22 protein-coding genes and 1 riboswitch are annotated in these 25,292 nt (G+C 63.5%); of the genes, 8 read left to right on the top strand and 14 right to left on the bottom strand.

What is annotated here, in order from left to right:
- Positions 1-160: 160 nt before the first annotated feature.
- From NLN62_RS01780 to NLN62_RS01770, 3 genes are all read right to left on the bottom strand, one after another.
- Positions 161-949: an ABC transporter ATP-binding protein gene (locus NLN62_RS01780; RefSeq protein ID WP_254107127.1), complete on the bottom strand. Its 789-nt coding sequence runs from the start codon at positions 947-949 to the stop codon at positions 161-163.
- Positions 943-1,881 carry an ABC transporter permease gene (locus NLN62_RS01775; RefSeq protein WP_371260546.1) on the bottom strand — a complete coding sequence of 313 codons (939 nt, stop codon included), beginning with the start codon at positions 1,879-1,881 and terminating at the stop codon, positions 943-945. The genes NLN62_RS01780 and NLN62_RS01775 overlap by 7 nt, the downstream gene beginning before the upstream one ends.
- A 101-nt stretch (positions 1,882-1,982) precedes the next feature.
- Positions 1,983-3,113, bottom strand: coding sequence for an ABC transporter substrate-binding protein (locus tag NLN62_RS01770; RefSeq protein ID WP_084801717.1), 1,131 nt, complete (start codon positions 3,111-3,113; stop codon positions 1,983-1,985).
- A 280-nt stretch (positions 3,114-3,393) separates the two neighbouring features.
- On the opposite strand from NLN62_RS01770, the gene NLN62_RS01765 reads away from it, so the two are divergent.
- Together NLN62_RS01765 and glyA are read left to right on the top strand one after the other, a co-directional pair.
- The gene (locus tag NLN62_RS01765; RefSeq protein ID WP_254107125.1) at positions 3,394-3,861 is read left to right on the top strand and encodes a hypothetical protein; all 468 of its coding nucleotides are present in this window, start codon (positions 3,394-3,396) and stop codon (positions 3,859-3,861) included.
- Positions 3,862-4,329: 468 nt separating this feature from the next.
- Positions 4,330-4,415, top strand: a riboswitch (ZMP/ZTP riboswitch).
- Positions 4,416-4,449: 34 nt separating this feature from the next.
- The gene (glyA, locus tag NLN62_RS01760; protein ID WP_254107124.1) at positions 4,450-5,736 is read left to right on the top strand and encodes a serine hydroxymethyltransferase; all 1,287 of its coding nucleotides are present in this window, start codon (positions 4,450-4,452) and stop codon (positions 5,734-5,736) included.
- 238 nt (positions 5,737-5,974) lie between these two features.
- Here glyA and NLN62_RS53125 read toward each other — a convergent pair whose 3' ends face one another.
- The 6 genes from NLN62_RS53125 to NLN62_RS01730 all read right to left on the bottom strand — a co-directional run bounded on the left by NLN62_RS53125 (position 5,975) and on the right by NLN62_RS01730 (position 12,990).
- The gene (locus NLN62_RS53125) at positions 5,975-6,211 is read right to left on the bottom strand and encodes an HGGxSTG domain-containing protein (RefSeq protein WP_305881686.1); all 237 of its coding nucleotides are present in this window, start codon (positions 6,209-6,211) and stop codon (positions 5,975-5,977) included.
- Positions 6,212-6,240: 29 nt separating this feature from the next.
- Entirely contained in the window at positions 6,241-6,906 is a 666-nt protein-coding gene (locus NLN62_RS01750; RefSeq protein WP_063621793.1) for a hypothetical protein, read from the bottom strand.
- Positions 6,907-7,169: 263 nt separating this feature from the next.
- Positions 7,170-9,704 carry a branched-chain amino acid ABC transporter ATP-binding protein/permease gene (locus NLN62_RS01745; protein ID WP_254107122.1) on the bottom strand — a complete coding sequence of 845 codons (2,535 nt, stop codon included), beginning with the start codon at positions 9,702-9,704 and terminating at the stop codon, positions 7,170-7,172.
- On the bottom strand, positions 9,701-10,576 hold the full coding sequence (locus NLN62_RS01740; protein WP_254107121.1) for a branched-chain amino acid ABC transporter permease: 876 nt from the start codon (positions 10,574-10,576) through the stop codon (positions 9,701-9,703). The genes NLN62_RS01745 and NLN62_RS01740 overlap by 4 nt, the downstream gene beginning before the upstream one ends.
- Positions 10,577-10,662: 86 nt before the next feature.
- Positions 10,663-11,907: an ABC transporter substrate-binding protein gene (locus NLN62_RS01735; RefSeq protein ID WP_084801721.1), complete on the bottom strand. Its 1,245-nt coding sequence runs from the start codon at positions 11,905-11,907 to the stop codon at positions 10,663-10,665.
- A 144-nt stretch (positions 11,908-12,051) separates the two neighbouring features.
- Positions 12,052-12,990, bottom strand: coding sequence for an IclR family transcriptional regulator (locus tag NLN62_RS01730; RefSeq protein ID WP_254107120.1), 939 nt, complete (start codon positions 12,988-12,990; stop codon positions 12,052-12,054).
- Positions 12,991-13,164: 174 nt separating this feature from the next.
- On the opposite strand from NLN62_RS01730, the gene NLN62_RS01725 reads away from it, so the two are divergent.
- The 3 genes from NLN62_RS01725 to NLN62_RS01715 are packed head-to-tail and all read left to right on the top strand — an operon-like array spanning position 13,165 to position 16,115.
- Positions 13,165-14,964: a thiamine pyrophosphate-binding protein gene (locus NLN62_RS01725; RefSeq protein ID WP_254107119.1), complete on the top strand. Its 1,800-nt coding sequence runs from the start codon at positions 13,165-13,167 to the stop codon at positions 14,962-14,964.
- 43 nt (positions 14,965-15,007) lie between these two features.
- The gene (locus NLN62_RS01720; protein WP_254107118.1) at positions 15,008-15,712 is read left to right on the top strand and encodes an SDR family oxidoreductase; all 705 of its coding nucleotides are present in this window, start codon (positions 15,008-15,010) and stop codon (positions 15,710-15,712) included.
- A gap of 19 nt (positions 15,713-15,731) precedes the next feature.
- The gene (locus NLN62_RS01715) at positions 15,732-16,115 is read left to right on the top strand and encodes a cupin domain-containing protein (protein ID WP_254107117.1); all 384 of its coding nucleotides are present in this window, start codon (positions 15,732-15,734) and stop codon (positions 16,113-16,115) included.
- A 142-nt stretch (positions 16,116-16,257) separates the two neighbouring features.
- Here the strand turns inward: NLN62_RS01715 and NLN62_RS01710 are convergent, their stop codons facing one another.
- Both NLN62_RS01710 and NLN62_RS01705 read right to left on the bottom strand, forming a co-directional pair.
- Positions 16,258-16,728, bottom strand: a complete 471-nt coding sequence (locus NLN62_RS01710) for an NUDIX domain-containing protein (RefSeq protein WP_027526821.1) — start codon at positions 16,726-16,728, stop codon at positions 16,258-16,260.
- 105 nt (positions 16,729-16,833) lie between these two features.
- Positions 16,834-17,814, bottom strand: coding sequence for a lytic transglycosylase domain-containing protein (locus NLN62_RS01705; protein WP_254107116.1), 981 nt, complete (start codon positions 17,812-17,814; stop codon positions 16,834-16,836).
- 185 nt (positions 17,815-17,999) lie between these two features.
- Between NLN62_RS01705 and NLN62_RS01700 the strand changes: the two genes are divergently transcribed.
- Positions 18,000-19,034 carry a L,D-transpeptidase gene (locus tag NLN62_RS01700; protein ID WP_254107115.1) on the top strand — a complete coding sequence of 345 codons (1,035 nt, stop codon included), beginning with the start codon at positions 18,000-18,002 and terminating at the stop codon, positions 19,032-19,034.
- A gap of 41 nt (positions 19,035-19,075) precedes the next feature.
- Here NLN62_RS01700 and NLN62_RS01695 read toward each other — a convergent pair whose 3' ends face one another.
- Positions 19,076-19,372 carry a hypothetical protein gene (locus tag NLN62_RS01695; protein ID WP_245288211.1) on the bottom strand — a complete coding sequence of 99 codons (297 nt, stop codon included), beginning with the start codon at positions 19,370-19,372 and terminating at the stop codon, positions 19,076-19,078.
- Between the two features lie 74 nt (positions 19,373-19,446).
- A complete protein-coding gene (locus NLN62_RS01690) occupies positions 19,447-20,304 on the bottom strand; it encodes a VOC family protein (protein WP_254107114.1) in 858 nt (285 codons plus the stop codon).
- Positions 20,305-20,430: 126 nt separating this feature from the next.
- On the opposite strand from NLN62_RS01690, the gene NLN62_RS01685 reads away from it, so the two are divergent.
- On the top strand, positions 20,431-21,735 hold the full coding sequence (locus NLN62_RS01685) for an NAD(P)/FAD-dependent oxidoreductase (RefSeq protein ID WP_371932894.1): 1,305 nt from the start codon (positions 20,431-20,433) through the stop codon (positions 21,733-21,735).
- A gap of 113 nt (positions 21,736-21,848) precedes the next feature.
- Here the strand turns inward: NLN62_RS01685 and NLN62_RS01680 are convergent, their stop codons facing one another.
- Positions 21,849-23,228: an ABC transporter substrate-binding protein gene (locus tag NLN62_RS01680; protein WP_254107113.1), complete on the bottom strand. Its 1,380-nt coding sequence runs from the start codon at positions 23,226-23,228 to the stop codon at positions 21,849-21,851.
- Between the two features lie 217 nt (positions 23,229-23,445).
- Here NLN62_RS01680 and NLN62_RS01675 point away from each other — a divergent pair, with 217 nt between their 5' ends.
- Complete coding sequence (locus tag NLN62_RS01675) at positions 23,446-25,284, top strand: ATP-binding protein (RefSeq protein ID WP_254107112.1); 1,839 nt, start codon at positions 23,446-23,448, stop codon at positions 25,282-25,284.
- Positions 25,285-25,292 lie beyond the last annotated feature (8 nt).

Here is a 25,292-nt window from a genome sequence, read left to right as displayed (position 1 = left end):
AGGGATGAACGACCGTGTGACGCCGGGCGCGCGCCTTCGTTCCTAACGAATTCGGAATAAGGAACTTCGCGTCAGTCTTGTTGGGAACACGAGTGTTGCCGATCGAGGAGACGACATAAGCGTGTTGCCGCCGAGACGGCAGGCCCACGCGACGCGACGGCTACCATGCCTCATCGAGGCCGAGATGCTCGAACACTTCGCGACGAAGCTCAACGAAGTGCGGATCGCCCCGGTGGCGGGGATAGGGCTGGCTGTTGACTATTTCGGCTTTGATCCGTGCAGGTCGGTCGCTCAGCACGATGACGCGGCCGGCGAGCAAGAGCGCCTCCTCGACATCGTGCGTGACCAGCAGCGCCGTGAAGCTCGAGCGCTGCCAAAGTGATACAAGTTCCGCCTGCATCGCGATGCGAGTCAGCGAGTCGAGCTGGCCCAAAGGTTCGTCGAGAATGAGCAGCTTCGGGTCGTTGACAAGCGCACGCGCCAGAGCCGCGCGTTGCGCCATGCCGCCGGAAAGCTGGTGCGGGTAGGCATTGGCGAAGTTCGTGAGCCCCACCAGGCGCAAGGCGTTTTCGACACGTCCGCGATGGGTGCGCAGCAACCCACGGGCTTCCAGGCCGAGCGCAACGTTGCTCCACACCGTCCGCCATGGATAAAGCGTGGGGTCTTGAAAAACGACGACCCGCGACGGATCGGGTGCTTCGATCTCCCGTCCCTCCGTTAGCAGGGAGCCGGCCGTAGGAGTGTCGAGCCCCGCGACCAGCCGCAGCAAGGTCGATTTTCCGCACCCGCTCGGTCCCAGGAGAGCGACAAATTCGCCGCGGCCGACCTGCAGGCTGATGCGGTCCAATACCGGCAGGGGCTGGCCCTCGAGATCGAAGCGATGGCTCACCTCGCGGAGCGTCAGCGTCGATCCGCGGACCGCATGATCGCTTGCGGTCGCCGCTACCATCGCACCAGGCCCTTCTGCCAGGATAGCAGACGGTCCCGAAAGCGGAACAGCAGCGTAATCAGACCGGAGCACAAGAACGCCATGAGCAGCAGCGCGGCGTACATATTGGCATAGGCCGCCCAACCCTGCGCCCATTGCAGATACCAGCCGAGCCCTGCCTTCACGCCCAGCATTTCGGCTACGACAAGAACCGCAAACGAATTGCCAAGGCCCATGAACAGGCCAACGAAAACGTGCGGCATTGCCGCCGGAATGGCGACCTTGAGCACGAGGAAGCGCTGGGTTGCTCCCAATGTCCGCGCGATATCGTAATAGGAGCTCTTCACGCCGGCGACGCCCGACCAGGTGAGCACGGTAACCGGAAACCCGGTGGCGAGCGCAATCAGGAAAATGCTGGCGCTGAAGCTGGACGGGAAAACGAAAAATGCGAGCGGCAGCCAGGCCGTCGCGGGGAGTGGCCCGATGAACCGCAAGACTGGGTGGATCCAATAACCGGCGAGCCGCGACCAGCCGATCGCCACGCCGGTCACGAACCCCACTGCCGCACCGAGACAATAACCGGTCGCGAGCAGACGAGCTGAAGCGAAGATACCTTCAGCCAGCCGCCCCCAATCATCGATTGCGACTTCGACGATGGCCTGCGGCGGCGGAAAAAACGGCAGCGGCAGTAATCCGAGCTTTGCTGTGACGACCTCCCAAGCCGCCAAAAACAGCGCCAGCGCGAACAGCCACGGAAGAAGCCGCTGGAGACGCTGGAAAGCAACAAAACGAACGCCGGCAAGGGTCGCCAAGGCAAGGGCAAGCGCGAATGCGCCGCAGGCAATGGCGAAGGCGCCCGTGTAGGCCCAATCGCTTTCGAGCTTGTCCGGCCAGAACGCAGTGAGCGCGGCGACCATGGACCATGCGGCGGCCACCGACAGTCCGCCAATCAACGACCGGGTTGTTGAACTTTCAAAAAAGCCGAAACCCGATTTCTCTGATGGCGTCGGCACTTCATTGATGACCGAGCTCACTGCGGATATTCCCAATCGGCTCAGCTTAGAACGTCAAGGTAGATCCGGTCGGCGAACTTGGCCGGGTCGGTGCTTCGCTTGATGACGTTCACTGCCTTGAGTTCATCGGTGTAGAGCAGAAGTTGCTTCTTGAGCTCCGCCCCGACGGGATGATTGTGGTGAGTATGGCTGCGATACATCGCGGCGAGATCCTCTACGGATCCTCTCCCGCCGTAGCCTGAATAGATTGCCGCGGCATCGGCGGGATCGCTGGCAACTCGGTCTGCCGCCTCCAGTATCGATCGTGTCAGAGCAGCCGCCACCGGCATTTCGTTTCGGGTGAGGCTGCCACGTATCGCGAGAACGCAGCAGGTGCGATCGACGAATTCACCCGTCAGGTTCGTTGCGATCTCGTTGAGCTTGCCGTCCTTGAGCCACAGATAGGGTAGTGGATCGATCTCGGCCAGCGCCTGCACTTCGCCCTTGTCGACGGCAAGCGCGAGCAGATTGGCCGGGTACTGACGCCACTCTACCTCCTGGGCCGGATCGATGCCCTTCTTGGCGAGGTAGATCGAAAAGAAGTTCTTCGCAGGGCTCGCTTGATCGCTAATCGCGATAGCCTTGCCGCGCAGGGACTCCAGGCTGTCAATGTTGGCAGCCTTGGAGCCGAGGAGCCGGATGCAGCCGCCGTGCACACCAGCGGTGATCCGAACGTCGAAGCCTTGCTCCAGCGGCTTGAGCCAGCGCAGGGCCAATCCCAAACCGGCATCCGCCTTGCCAGTTGCAATCGACTCCAGCAACTGGTCGGTCGAACCGCCGAAATTGACGAAATCGACATCGAGGTTGTGTTTGGCGAAGATACCCCGTTCCTTTGCGACTGGCGCAGCGACCGTGCAGGCTGCGTTGGCGTTCCAGGCTAGCTTGAGTTGGCGGGGCGGGCCCTGCAGCTCTTCACCGTTCGCGGCGGCACGACAAATAAAGGGCTCGCCAGGAATATAATTCAGCGACCCAGTCCCTGATACCGTCAGCGCGCGAGCCGCTCCGAACATCCCAAATGGCGCCGCGGCGCCAAGGGTACAAACCAACGTCAGCACCGAGCGGCGGGAGAAAGCGTCCCGCTTCGTTTCGGACAGACCTTTCGTCAAGCTGTTGCCAATTTCGCGCTTTTCCATGTGTCGCTCCCAAACTCGCGTGTGAATGGAAAAAACCCATCGGAACCGGGTGGCGCTTTGCGGGGGCCTTAGCTCGCCTCTCTTTGGTTGGGCATCATCCGAGCCCGTCTGCTACATAGCTATGAAGAGGTTCACATTAACGCAAAAAAATGCAGGGAGATAGCTGCGCGGCGATTGAGGCTCTCGTCAATCGTGTTGACCTACTCGCGGCAGCGTCCGTCGCATTTGATAGCGATCGGCGCGCGATGCCTATCTAAAGCCGAGTCCAGCATGCTCTGGAATGGTCGGCTCGTCGCAGCAGAACGGAAGTGACTGGTTAGGCTTTGCGCCTTTAACCCATGTCGGCTTCCCGCTTCGCTTGCTTGATCGCGGGAATGCCATCAATGTTGCGCCGGGGGCGTCCTTGCAAGGAGGTCGCATGATCACCGCCGTTGTACGATACAAACTGCCACCGCAGATCGACTGCGCCGCGTGTCACGAGCACTTTCACAAGATCGCACCAAACTTCCGCGAAGTGACAGGGCTGATCAGCAAGCACTTCATCTGGTCCGAAAGCGGCTGGGCCGGTGGCGTGTACCAGTGGGAGCGCATCGAGGACGCCAAGGCATTCTACACCGGGCCCTGGCTCGAGGGCATCATCCAGCGCTACGGCATGAAGCCGCAGATCGATCTATACGAGGTCTTTGCGGTGACCGACAACGCGCGCGGCAAGATTGAGCTGTTCAAGGAGACCGTTGCCTCCAAATGACTCCGAGCAGATCTCGCAGCAAGTGCTGGCGGCTCAACATGTCGGCTAGTGAGGATAGACCGGCGCGAAACGCGACCGAGAATTATTTCCGCGAGCTGGGAGCGAAGCTACTCAGCGGCGCTTCTGATCCGCAGCGGCTCGTTGCGCTTTGCGCAAGCAACGCGCTTGATATGGACATAGCAGCATTCCCACCCTCATCCAACGATTCGGAGTTCGCTTTTCCGGGAACGCCGCTGCCGGAGCCGCATTGAACTTTGCTTGTTGTGAGGTCGCGTGACGACTTCCGGGATTGGCTCAGAGCCGAAGGACGCATAAGCCGTTGCCACGCCCGTTGTCCGCAGCGGACCGGACATCGGTCCTCGGAATTTGGGTCTCAACGTCTGAGCGTCGAAATATCAGCTATGAACCCTTGCGGGCTCTCCAAGGATTGATTAGCCTTCTGCTCGCGATGAGCCTTGAAGGCTCATTCGTCCCTCGCGCGACTGGCGAGCTTACGTGGAATTGACCACGGTGAAGCGCGAAGGGTTCTAACGCCGTTCGCCTGGGCACCTTTCAGCTGACCATTCAGCGTCTTAAGGAGCCCGGACCATGCCCTCATTCCGCAACGAACTCCACCTCTATGATTCTGAAGTTGCCCTTGCTCTCGAAGGCGAGGAGCGCCGTCAACAAGACGGCGTTGAGCTGATTCCTTCCGAGAACTACACCTATCCGGAGGTTCTCGAGCTGCTTGGATCAGTCTTCACCAACAAATATTCCGAGGGATATCCGGGGCGCCGGTATTATGGAGGGCAAGAATTTACTGATCAGATAGAGAACCTTGCTCGACAGCGAGCCTGCGCGCTTTTCCGCGCCGAGCATGCCAACGTCCAGCCTCTGTCGGGGTCGCCAATGAACCAGGCCGTGTATCTGGGCCTGTTGAAGCCTGGAGATACGATATTGGCAATGGACCTCTCACACGGCGGTCATCTCACGCATGGCGCGCCCGTGTCCCACATGGGGCGGCTGTTCAACTTCGCTCGCTACAAGACGCACCCTTCAAAGGGCGGCGCCATTGACTTCGATGAGCTCCGCGCAACAGCCCGGCGCGCCCGCCCGAAGTTGGTGCTGTGCGGCTACAGCTCCTATCCGCGCGACCTGGATTACGCCTCCTTCAAGAGCATCGCCGATGAAGTGGGTGCACTTACCATGGCCGACGTGAGCCATTACGGCGGCTTGATCGCCGGCAACGTTCTGCGTAATCCGCTCGATGCGGGTTTCGACATCATGACGACGACCTCACACAAGACACTTCGCGGGCCGCGCGGGGGAATCATTCTTTGTCGTCGGGAGTTTGCCGGAAAGATCGACGCGTCTGTGTTCCCCGGACTGCAAGGAGGTCCGCACATGAACGTCGTGGCCGCAACCGCCGTAACGCTGAAGAAGGCAACAACGTCCGACTATCAGGCCTACGCACGGCTGGTCATGCGCAATGCGAAGGTTCTTGCCGAAGCGCTGATGGAGCGCGGTATGAAGTTGATTACAGGCGGGACTGACAATCACATGATGGTCGTGGATACGGTGACGAGCGCAGGGTTGGACGGCGGTGCGGCCGAAGACATTCTCGACGCCGTCGGAGTGACCGCAAACAAACAGATCATTCCCGATGATCCGCGTCCGCCGCTCAAACCAAGCGGCATTCGCCTCGGTACGCCGGCAGCGACCACGCGTGGCATGGGTGAGCCCGAAATGCGGCTTATCGCCGAACTCATCGCAGAGTCTCTCAGGTCGAAGGGCGATGCGGCAGTGGTAAGACGGCTCAGAGCGAAGAGCGTCGAGATGTGCCGCGCGTTCCCTGTCCCGGGGATCGCGCTGCCGTCCAAGGTGGTGGGCCGATGAATAAGACCGTCGCTCCCGCGTAGGGCCGCGACCTCAAGGGCCTCATGCACGAGGAAAGGGCCGATCGCTTGAAGCGATCGGCCAGTCTAGGGAGGAAACGCCCGTCGGGCGGCAAGGCGAGCTAACGCTCAACCCGTCACCTAACGTAGTCTGCTCAACGGAGACAGCCTATGAACTAGGTCACACAAGAAAGGGTGATCGACTTGACGCGAGGCAGCCCGAGTTGAAGGAGGCGGCATCACGTGAGTTCCCTAAGCAGTCTCCGCGCCTCATCCAACAAGTCCCGAACTTGCTTTTTCTCGGCGATGCCCTTCTTCGTGAACAGCCCATGCTTCCGCGCATTCCTGTTTCCCCTCGGCGCGCCCGATCCCGCCGCGCCGCCGTGCATGCGGCAACGCAGCTTGCCGTGCACCGCCGGCGCACGGCAGGACCGGTCGCTGCGCGTTCTGGCGCCGCAACGCGGGCTCGCCAGCATCGCGCTCGTACTGCGGGCGTGACCGCCGCTCATGCAGTCGCGTCTTGCCTTGCGGCGACGTGCTCCCGTTCGCCGACAATTGGCATCGGGACCGTCCGCGCCTCCGCCAGCGCGGCAACGGCGCCCGACCGCGACACGATCATGTGCGCGTGCTGGGTGACGTTGCCGACGATGGCCTTGCCGCCGTCCTGCACCGACAGGTTTTGCACGGTGATGGCCGGCTCGCCGTTGTGCCGGTAACGGTTGAGCGCCTCGATCTGGGCCGGAAAAATGCGCACGAGCTTGCCGAGCGCACGGGCGGCGCTATCCTGGTTCTGGATGTCGCCGGCGCGGGCGAGATGATGGGCACTTCGCATCGCGGTGACGTGCACGGCGACCATCTGCGCCGCCAGCATGGCCTCGATGGAGTCCCTGGGCTTGATGGCCTGCATCATCGAGATCATGAAGGCGAGATTCGCGTGGTCGAGCTTGTTGCCGTTCACGCTCGCCTTCACCAATTGCTTGAGGATGCCGTACATGGCGTCGCTGTCGGCGACCCCGAACGTTTCAGCCATCAGCCGTTCGCCTGCCTCCGGATCCGGATGGTCGATCGAAATGCCACGCTTGGAGATCTTGATGCGCGGGAATGCTGCGGTTTGGGGGTGGTCGGGCGCGGCGAGCGCTGCCGCCGTGTCGTGGTCTGAAGATGCCGTCATGTCGATGCTTCCTTTGGGTCCGCGCAGGCGCGTTGAGCGGATGCGCGCAGGGCCGATCGTCGCCCGCGGCCCGCCGGACCCGTTGCTGATGTCGATGAGGATGAGTAGCGCGCAAGGTATCGCGACGCGCCGTTGCCGCGCACCGCGTGGATCACTTCAGGGATTTGGCAATGATGGCATTATGCCGGTGATTTGCCCGACGTGTCAAATTATTTCGTAAAATCGTAAGTCGTCCAACCGGCTGCCTGCGCGTCTCCGCTGGCCTACAGCCACAGGATCTGCTTGCGGTAGCTGAGGTCAGTCAGCAGCGGCTTGGCCGGGCCCCGGTGGAACACCGTGCCGCGCTCCAGCGCGAAGACGCGGTCGGCGAGGGCGAGCACGAGGTCGAGATTGTGCTCGACGATCACGATCGACATGTGCCGCCGGAGCTGGTCGAACACTTTGAACAGCTCGAGCGTCACCGCCGGCGCAAGTCCCTCGAAGGGTTCGTCGAGCAGCAGCAGGCGGACATTGCCGGACATCGCACGGGCCACCGCCACCATCTGCTGCTCGCCGCCGGACAGATAGTCGGCCGCGACGTTCATGCGCTCCTTCAGCCGCGGGAAGGTGTGCAGGATCTGTGCCTCGTCCCACACCACGCCGTCGCTGCCGTCGGTCTTGCGGGCGAGGCGGCCGAGCGCGAGGTTCTCGCGCACGGTCATGCCGGCGAACAGGCCGCGGCCCTGCGGCACATAGCCGATGCCGCGGCGCGCGATGTCGGGCGCCGCCAGGCGCGCGATGTCCTCGCCACGATAGTCGATGCTGCCTGATGCCGCTGGGACCAAGCCGGCCAGCGTCTTCAGCAGCGTCGACTTGCCCGCGCCGTTGCGGCCCAGGAGCGCGACGATCTCGCCTTCGCGCACGTCGAGCGAGGCGTCGCTCAGGATGTGGCTCTTGCCGTAGAACGTGTTGACGCGCTCGAAGCGCAGGATCGGTTTCGTCTCGCTTGCGGCATCGTCGCTGCGCTGATGCGCGATGGCGGGAATGCCGGTGCCGGTGTAGATCTCCTGCACCCTGAGGTCTGCGCGCACCGCCTCGGGGCAGTCCGACATCAAGACTTCGCCCTGGTTCATCACCGTGACGACGGCTGAGAAGCCGAGCACGCGATCGATGTCGTGCTCGACGATCAGCACCGGGATGTTGGCGGCGATGTTCTTGACGAGGCTGGAGACGCGCTCGCGCTCGGCGGCGGCAAGCCCCGCGAGTGGCTCGTCGAGCAGCAGCACCTGTGGCTTCGAGCCGAGCGCGATGCCCAAATCAACAAGCCGCTGTCCGCCATAGGAGAGCTCGCCGCCCTCGATCTCCTCGATGCCTTCGAGCCCGAGGAATTTGATCAGCTCCGCCGTCTCGGCGTGGATGTCGTCGTACGCGTCGATGTCGTTCCAGATGTTGAAGCGCATCGGCCGTCGCGCCTGAAGCGAGAGCCTTAAATTCTCGTAGATGGTCAGGCCACGGAACAGGTTGGTAATCTGGAACGAGCGCGCCAGCCCCTGATGGCAGATCAGGTTCGACGGCACGCCTGCGACGTCGCGGCCGTTGAGGCGGATGCTGCCCTGATCCGGCGCGTAGAGGCCGGAGACCAGGTTGAACAGCGTGGTCTTGCCGGCGCCGTTCGGCCCGATCAGTGCGTGAATTTCGCCGGCCCCGACGGTGATGCTCGCATCGTGCACGGCGCGGATGCCGCCGAACTTCTTCGAGACGCCGCTCACCTCTAGCACCGTCCCGGTCAGCGCTTGCGGCCGCAGGAAGGCCGGCAGCTCCAGGCCGTCATAGATCTTGCGCCGGCTCATCGCGGCCGACTCTTCGCCGGGAGGGTGGACGCGACGCATGATCAAGGTGCCGATGCCGACGAGGCCGCCAGGCGAATACATCACGAAGGCGACGAAAGTGATGCCGAACCAGAACAGCCAGTCCGACGTCCAGATCGAGAACAGCTCGCGGAACAGGATGAAGAACAGCGCGCCTAACGCCGGGCCCAGCATGCTGCGCATTCCGCCGATCACGACCATCGCAAGCAGCTCGCCGGCGAACGGCACCGAGACGGCCTCGGCCGAGACGAGATAGTTCAGGAACGCGATCAGCGCGCCGGCAATGCCCGTGACGACTGCCGAGACCACGAAGACCGCGAGCTTGTAGCGTTCGACCGGGTAGCCCTGGAACGTCGCGCGCAGCTGGTTCTCGCGGATCGCGACCAGCACATGGCCGAAGGGCGAGCGCACCAGGCGCAACAGGACGTAGAGCACGACAAGGCCGATGACGGCGACGACGGCGTAATAGGCGAGCGAATTGTCGAGATCGAGCGGGCCGATGTGGCCGCGCTTCAGTCCGCCGAGGCCGTCTTCGCCGCCGGTGAGGCTCGTCCAGCGGAACGCGGTCGTATAGACTAGCGCTGCGAGCGCCAGCGTCAAAAGTGAGAAATAGACGCCGCGCCGGCGCAGGATCAACGCGCCGACCACCACTGAAGCCGCGGCGACGACGAGCGTCGAGAGCAGCAACGGCAGCCAGATCTCGCCGGGGAAGAAGCGAAGCTGGATCAACCCGGCCGCGTACGCACCGACGCCGAACCAGGTGCTGTGGCCGAAGGAGACGAGGCCGGTATAGCCGATGCAGAGGTTGAGCCCCATGGTGGCGATCGCAAGGGCGATCACCCAGGTGCCGGTGTTGAGCGACAGGCCGAGGGCCCTGAGCACGAACGGCAGTGCGATGACGGCTGCGGCGGCGACCAGCAGCGGCTTCAGCTTGTCGAAGGTGGATGTCATTCGAACTTCTCGATGCGTTCGCCGAGCAGGCCGCGCGGGCGCACCAGCAGCACCAGGAACATCAGGATGTAGATCGAGGCTTCGCCCGCGGCCGGCTGGAAATGAATCGCGATGCCGCGCACGACGCCGACGAGGAGGGCGGCGATGACGACGCCCCAAAAGCTGCCGAGGCCGCCGATCACGACGACGACGAAGGCGACCGTCATGATCTCGGCGCCCATCGCCGGATGCACGGTGGTGATCGGCGCGAAGAAGGCGCCGCCGAGCGCAGCCATGCCGACGCCGAGCATGACGATTGCGGTCATGTAGGGCTGAAGGCGGATGCCGAGGCTAGCGACCATGTCCGGCCGCTGGATGCCGGCGCGCACCACGCGTCCGAACGAGGTCTTGTGCAGGAGCAGCCAGATGCCGACGAGCACCACTGCCACCACCGCCAATATCAGCAGGCGATAGCGCGAGAACAGGAAATCACCGAGGATGACCGAGCCGCGAAAGCTTTGCGGAATCTCGGCCGACACTGGCGCCGCGCCCCAGATCATGCGGATCGCCTGCTCGGCGACCATCGCAAGGCCGAAGGTCACGAGAAGACTGAGGATCGGGTCGGACGCATAGAACCGGCGCAGGATGAAGCGCTCGAAGACGATGCCGAGCAGCGCGACGGCGAGCGGCGAGATCACCACCGACGCGCCGAAGCCGAGATGGTGCGTCAGCTCGACGAAGACATAGGCGCCGAGCGCATAGAAAGCGCCATGCGCGAGATTGACGATGCCGCCGACGGAGAAGATCAGCGATAGTCCGAGCGCGATGAGGAGGTAATAGCCGCCGAGCACGAGGCCATTCACCACCTGTTCCAGCAAGAACTCGAACTGCATGTTGCATCCATCGCCTTGGCAAAAGCGGCGCCGGCTCTCCGCCGTCGCCGCTGGTGCCAACTGACCATTTTGCGCTAGAGCGCGCGTCAGGCCTTCATTTCGCAGGGGTTCTGTTCCCTGGTCGGATAGATCTGTTCCAGCGGATCGTTCGCTGCCGGCACGGCATCGCCCAGCACAAGCATGTCCCACTGGTCCTTCATCTGTTCCTTCGGCTTCACCGTGAACGGATAGGCCTCCTGCACGAGCTGATGGTCCCAGGAGCGGAAATAGGCCTTGCGCGCCTTGCCGATGTCGAACTGCGACTGTTTCTCGAAATAGGAGATCAGCTCGCCGCTGTCGGTCGATTTCGTCGTGTTGATCGCCTCCGCGAGCAGTTTCAGCGTGACGTAGTCGATCCAGGCGTGGTTCTCCGGCGGCTTGCCGTATTTCTTGCCGAAGGCGGCGACGAACGCCTTCGACGTCGGGTTGTCGAGCGTGTGATACCAGACCGTCGGCCAGGTGCCGCTGAGATTGCCGGCGCCCGCCGCCCAGGCATCGCCGGTGTTGAGATTGAAGCCGACCAGCGGATAGGGCAGGCCGAACTCGGCATATTGCTTGACGAGATTGGTGACCTGGTTGCCGGCGAGGTTGCAGCACACCACATCGGGCTTGGCCTGCCGCACCTTTAGAAGATACGGGCTGAAATCGGTGACGTCGGTCGCGATCAGCTCGTCGCCGATCAGGTTGGCCTCGTGCGTGCCGAAGAACGCCTTCGCGGCCTTCAGGAGGTCGTGGCCGAAGATGTAGTCGGCGGTGAGCGTGAAGAACTTTTTGCCCTTCACCATGCCTTTCTGCGAGAGCGCCGTGCCGACCGCATTGACCATCACGGTGTTGGGGATGTCGCAGTGGAATGAGTATTTGTTGCAGTTCTTGCCGCGCAGCGCGTCGGAGCGCGCACCGGTCGAGAAGAACACCTTCTTGTTGCGCTCGGCGACCTGCATGATGGTGAGCGAGGAGGCCGACGAGATTTCGCCGAGCAGCACCACGGCGCCGTCCTGCTCCAGCATGCGCTGCGCCTTGGTCGCGGCGGTCGCGGGGTTGATGGAGTCTTCCGAGAGCAGATCGATCTGCTTGCCCAGAATGCCGCCGGACTGGTTGATCTCCTCAGCGGCGAGCTTCACCCCGAGCTGGGCGTAGCCGCCGATCACGCCGAGAAAGCCCGTCAGCGGCGTCAGGTGGCCGATCCTGATCTTCTCCGCCTGGGCGCGCGCGATCGCGGGGAATCCGAGCGCGGATGCGCCGGCCAGCGCCGCGCTCGCCTTCAACAATGTCCGTCGGCTGGTGCGGATCATCTCAAAGCCTCCTCCCCAGTGCATCGCGGTGTCCCCCTTCAGCATCGGCATTGCGATATTGTGAGAGACGTTTTTTTAATGCGGAAGGATAATCCCGAACGGCATCGCCGGTGTCAACCGGCAAAATCACCGCTTGCGCGCGCCTTAGACTTTTTTCGCAGCCGGCTTGGACGCAGTTGTTTTGGCACCGAACTCCGCGGAGAGCCGGTTGGCCGCGACTTGTACGACCTGTGCGCTTGCATGCAGTGCCTGGTTCGACAATCGCCAGATCGGTCCGGAAATGCCGAGCGCCCCGATCACCTGTCCGGTGAAATCCAAAACCGGCACCGCAACGCAGCGCACTTCCGGATTGAACTCGCCGTCGTCGAAGGCAACGCCGGTACGCTGCACCTCGGCGATCTCGCGCATCAGCACGCCGGCATCGGTGATGGATTTGGGCGTCGACGGCTTCAGCTCGGCACGATCGAGGAAGCGCTTGAGCTGCTCGGGGCGGAGCGAAGCGAGAATGATCTTGCCGAGCGCAGTGCAGTGCGCAGGCCGGACCACGCCGACGCGGTCCGTGAGTTGGAACGCGCCGGGCCCGCTGGTCCGCGCGATGACGATCACGGCATCGCCCATGCGCACGGCAAAATGGCTACTTTCGCTGGTCTCGCGGGATAGAGCCTCCAGCACAGGCGTTGCGACATTGACCATCTCGATCTCGTCGAGCGCGGATGCGGCAAGCGCGAACAGCGGACGGCCGATGCGGTAGCGCTTGTTGTCCTTCTCCTGGCGGAGATAGCCGAGCGAGACCAGCGTTTTGGCGAGATGAAAGGTGGTCGAGTTGTGCAGGCCGACGAGCTTGCTCAATTCCGCAAGGCCGATCCCTTCGCGGTGGCGCGCAACCTCTTCCAGAATCGAGAAGGCGCGGCCGAGCGACTGCACGCCGCCGGCGCGCTGCTTGTCGTCGGCGTCGTCGCCATCCGCCTGTGTCGGCGGGACCAGTTTTGCAACGGCCGCCTTGCGCGGGCTTGCGGGCTTTTCGCTGGTGCTGGGCTTGGTGCGCGATCTCAAGGAAAAGGCCCCCTTCGATGAATCCATCATGGCTCCAGTCCTGACACTAGCACGCGGCAGGCGCGGGGCACCGCGGGTTTCCCCAGAAGATAGACTATCACAATATAAATTGACGTACAGCATTATGAGAAATAGGGTGCCGGCGGCTCAACGATGGCCGCCGCGTCGAAGAAGAAGCCGTCGGGCCACAGGGAGACGAGTTGAATGTCGCGAAACATGCTCAACGGCGCCCAGGTCATTGTCGACTACCTGATCCAGGAGAAGGTGCCGCAGGTGTTCGGGCTCTGCGGCCACGGCAATATCCAGTTCATCGACGCGCTGTATGAGCGTTCGTCCGAGATCAAGACGATCTCGGTTCATCATGAGAGCGTCGCCGGCTTCATGGCCGACGTCTATTACCGCGTCTCCGGGCGGCCGACCGCAACCTTCACCTCCTGCGGGCCCGGCTCGGCCAATTTACCGATCTCGCTTGCGAATGCCTTCCTCGATTCCGTGCCGTTCATGGCGATCACCGGCAACGTGCCGACCAGCCAGTTCAATCGCGGCGCGTTCCAGGAAATGTACCGGCACCATCAGGCCGACTTTCCCTCCACCGTGCGTTCGATCTGCAAGAAGGTGTTTCAGCCGACGCGCGGCGAGATGGTGCCGCTCGCGGTGCGGCAGGCCTGGAAGACCATGATCACGGGACGGCCGGGGCCGGTGGTGGTCGATGTTCCCTTCGACGTCTTCATGGAATCGGCCGCAGAAGAGGCGCCGAAGGCGATCGAGTGGAACGCCAACATCTCGAGCCGTTGCGGCGCCGATCCCGACGGTGTGGTCGAGGCCGTCGACATGCTGCTCTCGGCCGAGCGGCCGGTGATGCTGGTCGGGCAGGGCGTGCGTTACGGCGGTGCTGCGGACGAACTGCGCTGGCTCGCCGAGCGCTTGCAGATCCCCGTCGCAGCGTCGGCCTCAGGTCTCGGCGCGCTCGACGTCAACCATCCGCTGGCGCTCGGGCTCGTCGCCCGCGCGGGACATTACCAGGCCAATCATGCGACGCGTCAGGCTGATGTGCTGCTCGCGCTCGGTGTCCGCTTCGACGACCGCACATCGAGCTCGTGGATTCCCGGTTATTCCTTCACCATCCCGCCGACGCGGCTCATCCACGTCGACATCGATCCCGAGGAGATCGGCCGCAACTATCCCGTCGCACTCGGGCTGATGGCCGACGTCCGCACCTTCCTGCGGCAGGTGCACGCCGAGCTTGATCGTCGCGATAACCTCTTCAGGAAATCCGATGCGCGAAAGAAATGGCTGGCGCAGATCGATGGCTACCGCAAGGAGTGGGACAAGTTCGTCGCGCCGGGATTCTCGGACGACACCACGCCGATCAATCCGCAGCGCGCCGCGGCCGAGATCGACAAAGCGTTGCCGGAGGATGCGATCCTTGTCAGTGACATCGGCGTGCACCACAATTGGCTCTTGGGCTTCTGCAAGCCGAAGCGGCCGGATTCGCTGATCGGCTCGATGGGCTTTGGCCCGATGGGCTTTGGCGTCGCCGGCGTGATGGGCGCGAAGTTCGCCGCGCCCGATCGTCCCTGCGTCTCGGTGTGCGGCGACGGCGCCTTCTTCATGCACGCCAACGTGCTGGGTACCGCCGTCGAATATAATCTGCCCGTGGTGTGGGTGGTCTGGAACAACTACGCCTATGCATCGATCCGCGGCTTGCAGCGCGGCTATCTCGGCGGCCGCGAGCTCGCAACCGACTTCAAGGATCCCGTCACGGGCGAGCGCTACAATCCCGATTTTGCGGCGATGGCGCGTTCCTGCGGCGTCGAAGGCGTGCGGGTGGATCGCGCCGCAGATATTGGCGAGGCCATCCGCAAGGGCATCGCCGCCAACAAGCCCTATCTTATCGACGTCGATATCGCCGCAGACGTCAACCCGGCCGGCGCCGGCGTGTGGGAGCTGCCGGGGCTCGGCCAAAGCAAGGCGGGCATCGGCACGCGCTATCAGCCGGACTGATCGCGCGGCAGCGACTTTCAAGACAACAACAGGGGACACGGGAATGACGCTCGCAGGCAAGAAGGTCGTAGTGGTCGGCGGCTCCTCCGGCATTGGGCTCGCCACGGCCGAGCTCGCCAAGAAGCAGGGCGCCGACGTCATTATCGCCTCGCGCAACGCCGCAAAGCTCGATGCGGTCGCCGAGCGGTTGAATGTGATCGCGATTCCGGCCGACGTGACCAGCGATGACAGCATCGCCGATCTGTTCCGCCGCACCGGCCCGGTCGATCACGTCGTGCTGACGGCGGCAGAGCTCAAGACGGGTCCGTTCAAGACCGTCGCCATGGACGACGTGCGCAGCACGATGGAAGGAAAATTCTGGGGCGCCTGGCGGGTGGCGCGCGAAGCAGAGATCAGGCCTGGCGGCTCGCTGACGTTGGTCACAGGCTTTCTCAGCCTGCGGCCGCGTCCGAATTCGGCGATCATTAGTGCAGCGAACGGCGCGCTGGAATCGCTCGCGCGTGCGCTGGCGCTCGAGCTCGCACCGGTTCGCGTCAATGCGGTGTCGCCCGGTGTGATCGACACGCCGATCCGCGCTGCGATGCCCGAAGCGGCGCGGCGCGAAATGTTGGCAAAGACGGCCGCCGCGCTGCCGGTCGGCCGCGTCGGTGCAGCAGAAGACATCGCGCAGCAGATCCTGAGCTTCATGGCCAACGGTTTTGCCACGGGCTCGATCGTGTATGTCGACGGCGGCGCGCTCGTGAGCTGATCCGGAAGGGAGTTCGACCATGGCAGACGAAACCAACGGCGCCTTCATCCGCCACATCGCCGAAGTGCCCTGGCGCGAATTCCCCAACCATTTCGGCGGCGCGCTGTCGAAGCCGCTGGTGATGCCGGAGAATGCAGGCTCGCGCCACATCGACTACCGGATCTCGATGTACCAGCCGATGGCCTATGTCGCCCGCCACCATCACAAGGTGCAAGAGCAGGTCTACCACGTGCTCGAAGGCGAGGGGCTGATGGAGATCGCCGGCAAGAACCATGTCGTGCGCAAGCACGACGTGATTTTTCTGCCGCCCGGCGTCGAGCACGCGATCTCGAACTCGGGCCTGGTCGATCTCGTGTTCCTGGTGGTCACCTCGCCAGTGATGGATGACGAGAAACCGGTCTGAGCAGGCAGCGTCGGAAGGGAATGGGGATGTTGGCAGTTTGCCACTGATTTGCCCGACGTGTCACTATGCCGGCGGCCTCCGGCTACTTTGCATGGGGTCGTTTTCGAAGATTTTGTTTTGGGGGCAGGCGCGCCAGCGCGAGCTATCCCGAGCCGCCGCCAACGCGCTGCGCCAGCCGATCGAGCAGCGGACGCTGGCCGGCATTGATCTTCTCGCGTGCCGCATCGAGCGCGAACCATTCGGCGCGGTCGACCTCGGGAAAGCTCTGCCGCTTGCCGCTACGCGGCGGCCATTCGATCTCGAAGGTGTTGCTGCGAATGTTGTGCGGATCGATGTCGAACTCGGCGGCGAAGGCCGTGACGATCTTGCCGCCGCGCTGCTTGACCTGACCGAGCTCGATCAGCGGTGCCGTCAGCTCCGTTCCGAGCTCTTCAGCGAACTCCCGTCGTGCGGCTGCGTCGGCCTCCTGTCCATCGGCGTATTCGCCCTTTGGAATGGACCAGGCGCCGAAATCCTTGTTGCGCCAGAACGGGCCGCCGGGATGAACGAGGAGAACCTCTATACCCGGCGGCCGCATTCGGTAGGCGATGATCCCGGCACTCTTGGATGGCATCGCGGGTTCCGCGTTCGCGTTCTTGAGTTCCGTCCGGAATGATGGACGCCGCATTCAACGCAGAATCCGCGGGCACATCAACCGGTCGACGCGCGGGTCTGCGCGCTAGCTCGACGACCGCTCGCGCGATGCGATGCGAACGCGAGCCTTCGCGCCTCTGGCTGCACGCGCGGCGATCGTGCTGCGTGCCTTGCTGAGCCGCGCGGCACCCGCCGATGGCCTGCTTTTCCGGATCAGCAAGGCGAGCCGCTTGCGCCCCCCGTGAACCGCAAGCTGTGCGGCGGTCTCCGCAGCTTGCGCCTTCTGCAGCAGCGCGGTGACACCAGCCGTAGGCAATGCCGAGACGAATGCGACCTCTCTGGTCTTGGACAGCCCGCCGATGCCTTCGCACGGCGCTTCGCTGGGCAGATCAATGCGGATCGCGAGCATGTCGGCGTCCTCGATCCAGTCTTCCGCCTTGGTGCCGGTGATGATGCGGACGTAATCGCGTGTCTCGCGCGGAAGGGCGCTCTGCTTCGCCAGCCATTTCTGTATGCGGCCGCTTCCGGCGTTGTAGGCCGCTGCTGCGAGGCCAAGGTTGCCGAAATCATCCCGCAGCTTGCGCAGCAGCCTTGCGGACGCGGGCAGCGCCTTGAATGGATCGAAGGGATCGTCGAGCCCGACTTCGGCTGCGGTTTCCGGCATGAATTGCGCGACGCCTCGCGCCCCGGCGTGACTGACCTCGTTCGAGCGGAAGCGGCTCTCCTGCCAGATCAGGCGTGCAAAGAACGGGACCGGGATTTCGCTATTCTCGGCGGCCTCGCGCAGCGCGTGGCAGAATGCATCGTGCGGCGACTCCTCCGCCTTGCGTTCGGTGGTGGTATCCGCTGGCGTGTCCGACGGGGGAGAACTCTCTTGTGCGCGTATCGTGTTCGACTGTTCGTCGGCCTTGGCACTTTCAAACAGCGCTGCCAAGGCTGAGGAGATTTGTTCGGATGGACTGGTTGCGAGGAGGAGATTGTTGGCGCGCGATGGCGGAGTGGCCGGTCCATCGAGGTCGAGCATCAGGACGAGGAACGCGGCGAGCGCCGCGAAAACAAATCGCATTGCTTGTGTGAACCTCAATTGTGGTGAGTTGGCTGCAAGTGCGCTGCCGATAGGGACTTTTTAAGGAGTCGATTGCGGCGAAGCTGCGATCTTTGCTGTTCCCCGCAGGAACACCGTATTTTCCTCGCTGAGGAACTTCATCGCGTCCCGTGACTTTACGGAGAATGTTAGGCTGAGGATGCAGCATGTTGCGATCCCTTGTCGCTGCGGTGCTCTCGTTCCTTGCGATGACGCCTGTCATCGCAGGTGGGCTCGATCCCGCTGCCATCAATGATGCAGCCATGCCGGCGAAGCCGACGGGCTCAGACAAGCCGAGCAGCTCCATCGTCAAGCTTCAGATCCTGCTCGATCGCGCGCACTTCTCTCCGGGCGAGATCGACGGCAAGCTTGGCGAGAACGCGCAGAAGGCCCTGTCCGCGTTTGCCGAAGCAAATGAGCTCAATCTCGACAAGACGATCACGCCGGATCTCTGGGACAAGCTCACGGCGACGAGCGACGGTCCGGCCATCGTCGATTACAAAATCACCGAAGCGGACGTGAAGGGACCGTTCCTCATGAAGCTGCCGGCGAAGATGGAGGACATGAAGAGCCTGGAGGCGCTGAGCTACACCAGCCCGCGCGAGGCGCTCGCCGAGAAATTCCACATGAGCGAGGCGTTGCTCAACGCGATCAACCCTGGGAAAAAGTTCGACATGGCAGGCGAGACGATCGCCGTTGCAAACGTCATCGGTCAGCAGAATGCGATGCCGGTCGCGCGCGTCGAAATCGACAAGGCGCGGCAGACGCTGAAGGCATTTGACGCAAGCGGAAAGCTGCTCGCGTTCTATCCTGCGACGGTCGGCAGTTCAGAGAAGCCGACGCCGAGCGGCACGCTGAAAGTGACGGCCATCAATCGAAATCCGACCTATCGCTACAATCCGGATTACAGGTTCAAGGGTGTGAAATCGAAAAGACCTTTCACGATCAAGCCCGGTCCGAACAACCCTGTCGGCTCGACCTGGATCAACCTGTCCGCCGAAGGCTACGGCATTCACGGCACCCCCGATCCCGGCAAGGTGAGCAAGTCGGCCTCGCACGGTTGCATCCGACTGACCAACTGGGATGCGCTAACACTCAGCGCGAACATCAAGCGTGGAACGCCGGTGGTGTTTCTGGATCGGCCGGGAGAAGCGATAGCCCCTGCGCAGAGCCGGCCGCTGGCAAGGAGCTCGCGGACGTAACGTGCTTGCCGGCTGATCGTCGACCTCAGACAGACGCGTGGCTAGCCCTTCGGAAAGTCCTTGCGCATCGCGATCTCGGCGGCGTCGCCCGGCGACAAAACAGTCTGGTCGAAGGCCGGCTGCGGCCTCGTCATGATGTCGTAGAGCGAGATGCCCTTGATGGGTTTTGCCAGCAGCTCGCGCACGCATTCGGCGAGCGTGCCGTTGTAGACGAGATAGGGCGGACCCCTGTCTTTGAGGCGCTGGCCCTTCAGCGACGGCCACTTCTTCAGTTCGGCCGGCGCATCATAGGCGATGCGCGCGCCTTCTCGAAATGAGCCTTCTCTAAACATGCGCATTGAGCCCCCGGCGGCTTGATCCGCTGGAAATCTAGGGCCGCGGGGTAAAACGCTTGTTAAAGAATTAGCTCAAATCAGCCGGCAACGAAGGCGAGCAGGGTGCCGTTGGCCGCGGCCGGCGCCACGCAGATCGCAGCGCCGCTGCGCGTGGCGGCTGCACCGAGCGCCTTCTCGGTCGCCAAGAGATCGCCGCTCGCCAGCACGAGTGCGGCACCGCCTCGTTCGGCAAGACCTGCGAGCGACACGCCGGGATAGCGCTTGCCAAGCTGGTCGAGCGTCAGGAATACGAAATCGGCGCGGTCCCCGCCGGAGGGCACGGTCACCGCGCCGTCGGCTTCGGCTTTTGCCTCGCGGTCGATCAGGCGCGACAGATGCGCGGCGTCCTTCGCAGGCTCCGGGCTCGCGATCAGGACCTGCTTCAGCCGCTTCGCTCCGTTGGCGTGCGTCATCAGTTCGGGAATCCACACCGTCTCGCGCGTCTTGTGCTGGCAGGCGAAGATGCGCACGCCGCCCGGCGCTTCCGCCACCGGCCAGTGGAAGACGCGAAATTTCGCCGCCGACACGGTGCCGTTTGGCAGCGTCACCGGCCGCTCGAAATCGACCGGGCCGACCGGAGGAAATCCGTGCGCGCGGATCTCCTCCGCTCCGGCCGTGGAGTCGACCGCGGTAAAGGCGATGCGCTCGATGCCCTCGCCGTGCTTTTCGAGAAAGGCGCGCGCCGGAGCATTTTGTTCCGTCGGTGCGAGCACTCCGAGCAATTCCATATAGTCGGGGTCGAACATGATGGTGTAATTGCCCGATCCCATATGCGCGCTGTGGGTGCCGCGCGGCGAGACGGTGAAGCCGAGCCGCTTGTAGTTTTCTGCGGCCTTGTCGAGATCCTTCACCATGACCACGGCGTGGTCGATTCCGATGACGTTTTTGAGGGCCACTTGATTTCCCCGGCATGAATGGGTGGATTAGGCTGGCGAGCACGACAACGCACCCGCAAGCGGCTGTCAACTGCGACAGCCGCAGATGCGGTATCTCGTGACGCTTGGGACAATTTGGAAAGATTGATGATGAGTGGTTCAACCGTCACCTGGCCGCATTCGCTGTGGGCCGCGGTCACGCCGAACGGGCCCGAATTGCCGGAGCTGATTGGAGCTGAGAAGGCGGATGTGGTCGTGGTCGGCGGCGGCTTCACGGGGCTGTCGACGGCGTTGCACTTGCGCGAAGCCGGCGTCGATGTCGCGATCGTAGAGGCGGCTGAGCCGGGCTGGGGCGCATCGGGCCGCAACAACGGCCAGGTGATCCCGACTTTGTCGCGTCCCGATCCCGAGGACATCATCGCGCGGCACGGCGCGGTGGGCGAGCGCTTCGTGCATCTGTTGCGCGACAGTGCATCGACGTTGTTCGATGTGGCGCGGCGTTATGGCATCGAGGCCGAGCAGGAGCAGGCTGGCTGGGTGCAGCCGGTGCATTCGCCCGGCCGCATCAAGATCGCGGAGCGGCGGGTGCGGCAATGGTCGAAATTCGGCGCGCCCGTCGAACTGCTCTCGCGCGAGCAGGTGAGGGACATGCTGGGCTCGGAGGCCTGGTATGGCGGCTTCTGGAACAGGACAGGCGGCCACATCAATCCGCTGGCGCTGGCGCGCGGACTGGCGCGCAGCGTGCTCGGCCTCGGCGCGCGCATCTACGCACGCTCCCCGGCTACGAGTTTTGAGCGGCGCAACGATAAATGGGTGGTGAAGACGGAAAAGGGCGAGATCTCCGGCCGTGCACTGGTGATGGCGACCAATGCCTATAGCGGCGAATTCTCGAAACAGCTCGTGCCCGACATCGCGCATGAGGTGATGCCGGTGCTGTCCTGGCAGATGGCGACGCAGCCGCTGTCGGACAACGTCAGGAAGACCATCATTGCGGCGCGGCAGGCGATGTCGGATACCCATGGCGAGCTCTATTTCGCCCGTTACGACGCGCGCAATCGCCTCGTCACCGGCGGCGCCGTGATCGGGCCCGGCAACAAGGCGGAGCGACTGAAGACGCGCGTCGCCGAGCGCTTGCAGCGGCTCTGGCCGCAGATCGGCGAGGTCAACTTCGACTATGTCTGGAACGGCTATGTCGGCATGACCTCGGATTTCCTGCCACGGATCCACAAGCTCGGGCCGGACGCCTATGGCTGGACCGGCTGCAACGGCCGCGCGGTGGCGCTGACGATCCCGCTTGGCGATCAGCTTGCGAAAGCCGTGCGCGGCGTGCCGGACGGCGAGCTCGCGCTGCCGTTCACCAATCCGGTGCCGATCCCGGCGCATGGCCTGATGCGCAAGCTCGCGCCGCTGATGCTGCTGGTCTACCGGCGCCGCGACGCGCGCGAGATCTAAAGGCGCGATCCGGAAAAGTGTGCAGCGGTTTTCCGGAAAGATCATGCGCGAATAAAGCGCTAGAGCGCGATGATGACTCATCGCGCTCGCGCGCGGCGCAATCGCCGCGGCTACTATCCGCGGATCGCCGCATTCGCGCGTTCGGCGGCGACGGGCATCACCGCCTTCGCCGTCTTGTTGCCCGAGACCACTTCATTGACGCCGATCATGAAGGCGTCCAGGAGGCGCCGCTGTTGCGGATGGAACAGGATCGCCTTGGCGCGCTCGACATCGGCGTTCTGCAAGTTCGCCAGCGCCGCCTCGGCGGCCTGGGCGCCGAAGGCGTCCTTGAAGCCTTTGCTCGACCAGGCGGAGACGCGCGTCGTCGCAAGACCCGCCGCGGCGGTTTGCAGCGAGGTCGGCCTGCTGGTCGCCCAGAGCAGGAACAGGAACGCGGCCCGCTTGTTCTGCGACTTTGAATTCACGCAGGCCTGCCAGTGCGACATGAAGGGGACGGGCGTCTTGCCGGGAAGGTGCGGGAAGGGTGCAAACCCCGCCTGCTTGGCGACGCGGCTCTTCCCCGGATTGGAGATGTCGGTGGCGAAGTTGCTGCTGTCGATCGCCATTGCAGTTCTCGCCTGCAGGAAATCGTCGAGCACCTGATACCATTCATAGGTGCCTACATTTGCAGGTCCCGCCTGGCCGAGCAGCCGCGCGTACATGTCGATGGCCTCGATCGCCTCGGGACTGCCGAAGGCGGCCGTGCCGTCCTTGTTGACCATGGACCCGCCGTAAGAGAACACGAAGCCCATCGCCGGCGGGGTCGAATTACCGCCGGCCTGCGCCCGCATCGCAATTCCCGCCATGTCGCTGCTCTTGACCGCCTTGGCGGTCGCGAGCAACTCGTCGAAGGTCTGCGGCACTGGCAGGTTCTTGGCCGCCAATGCATCGGTGTTGATGAACAGCGTCATCGCCTCGGAGGTGATGGGGACGGCGTAGCGCTCGCCGTCGGACCAAACCGGAAAAGCGCGTGCGGTCTTCAGGAGATCACTCTCGTCATACCAGGCGGGATCGGCCAGCGACTTGTTGGCGTAATGGGCGTTGAGCGGCTCGAGCCATCCGCCCGAGATGCCTTGGCCATAGGTCGTGAACATGAATACGTCAGGCGTATTGCCGCCGCGCGCGAGCAGAACCGGGATCGCGCTCAAATAGGTGGTCTCAAGCTGGAAGTCGGTGACGACCTTGATGCCGGTGAGCTTGGTGAATTCCGGCAGCAGTGGCGTGATCGCGCTCGACCACGGATGGATCGCGCCCATCAGCGTGATCGTCTGCCCCGCAAATTGCTTCCAGTCGATCTTGGCATTGGCATAGTCCGCGCTGGCCTCCTCGGCGAGACTGCTCCGCGGCCACGTCGTGAGGGCCGGCACGATGATTCCTGCCATGCCCAATGTCTTGATGAAGCTGCGCCGGCTGGTCGGTGCTCGGCCGTTACGCGAGTTTTCATTTGGCGCCATCTTGATGCTCCTCGTTGCGGTCAGTCGTTCACAACTCGCAACCTGTGACGCGCCCCGGCTTCGTCAAAGCCGAATGATCAACTCCGAAGCCGGAGTAACATGCGGAGAATATTGAGTTTCCGGTTCCCCAATGCGGGGCGGTTCATGCTATTATTCTAGCCATGCTCTGGCCTTGGCACCAGAAAATGCGCCTGCGAGCATGGAAGACTTAGCGCCAATGTCAATCCTTGCTTCGGGCCATATCTTGCGGTGGTTTGCACGGCCGCTGATCCCAGTGGTCGCGGGGCTCGTCATTCTGCTCGCAGTGACCGGGATTCTCGGCCTGCGCTACTGGCGCGATCGGGAGGCGCTCAATGTTTCGCTCACGCACAGCCGCAACGTGTTCGAGACGTTCGATCGTCTCAAAGCGATCATCGCCGACCTGGAAGCCGAAAGGCACGGGTATCTGCTCACCCTCGACCCGGCCTATCTGAAGGCTTACGGCGTCTCTGACGAAAGCGTGCGACGGCAGGCCGAGGCGCTGCAGGCGCTCGTCGCGAAGGATCCGTTGCAGAGCCTTCGCGCCGAGCATCTTGCCTTGACCCTTTCGGCGAAGCTCAAGGAGATCGACGACATCGTCAAGACGGCGGCGCGCGAATCCGGGCTGGCGGCGCTGGCGATGATCCGCGGCATGGAAGACATCCGATCGCAAATCGATTTGATGGTCGATCAGGAACGGCTCCGCCAGGTCGATCTCGACAAAGCCGCCGACGAGCTCGAGCGGCGCAGGACCCGGCTCACCATCGCGACTGTCGTTTTCGTCGTCGCTTTGGCCGGTGCGGCGCTGGCGCTGGCGCGCATCGAGGCGAGACGGCGGCGGATGGCGACCGAGGAGAACGTCCAGCTCCAGAGCGACCTCCTCGCGCGCGACACGAAGATCCGGCGCCTGTTCGATTCCAACATCATCGGGATCATCATCTGGGATCTGGAGGGACGCATTTTCGAAGCCAACGATGCGTTCTTGAGGATCGTCGGATATGACCGCGAGGACCTTGCCGCGGGCCGTCTGCATCGCGCCACGCTCACACCGACCGAATGGCATGGCCACGACGCGCAGCACGTCGCCGAGCTCGAGCGGATCGGGACCGTCCAGCCGTTCGAGAAGGAGTATTTTCGCAAGGACGGCAGCCGCGTGCCGGTCCTGATCGGTGGAGCAATGTTCGAGGACAACAGAAGCCAGGGCGTCGGCTTCGTTCTCGATCTGAGCGAGCTCAAGCGGGTGGAGGCCGAGGCGCGCGAGAACGAGCGGCGCTATCGCGAGGCCCTGATGGAGCTCGCGCACACCAACCGCGTCACGACCATGGGCGAGCTGACCGCATCGATCGCTCACGAAATCAGCCAGCCGATCGCTGCCACTGTGGCGAACGCGCGAGCCGGGTTGAACTGGCTCGGCGCGCGGCCGCCCAATCTGGACGAAGTCGGACAGACGCTGGGCTGGATCATCAGCGACGGCATGCGGGCCAGCGATATCATCAGCCGAATCCGTGCCCTCATCAAGAACGCGCCGCCGCAGATGGAGGACCTGGAGATCAATCAGCTGGTGCGCGAGGTCATGACCTTGACGCACAGCGAAGTGCTGAAGCACGACGTCACGGTGCGGATGCAGTTCGCCGAAGGCTTGCCGCCCGTCCAGGCGGACCGGGTTCAGCTCCAGCAGGTGGTTCTCAACCTGATCATCAATGCCGTCGAGGCGATGAGTCACGTCCGCGGAGGCGCGCGCGAGCTGTTCATCTCCACCGGCAGGAACGATACGAACGGCGTCGTCATCAGCGTACGGGATTCCGGCCCTGGGCTCGATCCGAAGAGCGTGGGCCGCGTGTTCGAGCCGTTCTACACCACCAAGTCTGAAGGCATGGGGATGGGGCTCGCCATCTGCCATTCGATCATCGAGGCACATGGCGGGAAGATGTGGGCCGGCGCGAACGAACCGCGAGGGGCGGCGTTCCAGTTCACCCTGCCTCTGGCCCAGGAGACCGCGCGCATCGGAAAGGCCGCTCCGGCGCCGGCATTGGGCTAAAGCGCCGC

It is taken from the genome of Bradyrhizobium sp. CCGUVB23, assembly GCF_024199885.1.
Lineage (GTDB): Bacteria > Pseudomonadota > Alphaproteobacteria > Rhizobiales > Xanthobacteraceae > Bradyrhizobium.
The sequence above is the reverse complement of the archived record's forward strand: the minus strand, read 5'-3'. Positions and strand labels throughout refer to the sequence as shown.